Genomic DNA, 327 nt, shown 5'->3' with positions numbered 1-327 from the left:
TCTCTGGCAAAGGTCGGCGCCGACACGGCAGGTACGCCGACCTTGATTGATTCCGACCTCGCATCGTCGGTCGACCACGTCATCATCGTCGGTGATGCCGACTATGACGGAGTGGCTGAGCGTTGGGAGATCGAGGACCCGTCCGTACGCGGCCTAGAGGGAGATGAGCGAATGGATGCGCTTCGCGATGACATCGATGCTCGCGTACGAGCTTTCCTTGATGTTCACGCGCAGGACTGAAAACTAAAACTGCCCGAGTTGCCAAAGTTCCCCGCCGAGATTCAAGATCTGGCCAGAACTTTGGCAACTGGGGCAGTTGTGTCTCTC

General features: G+C 57.8%; 1 pseudogene. It reads left to right on the top strand.

Annotation, left to right across the window (positions count from 1 at the left end):
* Positions 1 to 240 (top strand): annotated as a pseudogene (locus QP363_RS12825) (low molecular weight phosphatase family protein); the annotation flags it as partial.
* Positions 241 to 327 lie beyond the last annotated feature (87 nt).

This window comes from Corynebacterium sp. UMB6689 (assembly GCF_030215295.1).
GTDB classification, from domain to species: Bacteria; Actinomycetota; Actinomycetes; order Mycobacteriales; family Mycobacteriaceae; genus Corynebacterium; species Corynebacterium aurimucosum.
Note: the sequence above shows the minus strand (reverse complement) of the source record. Positions and strands in the feature narration are given on the sequence as shown.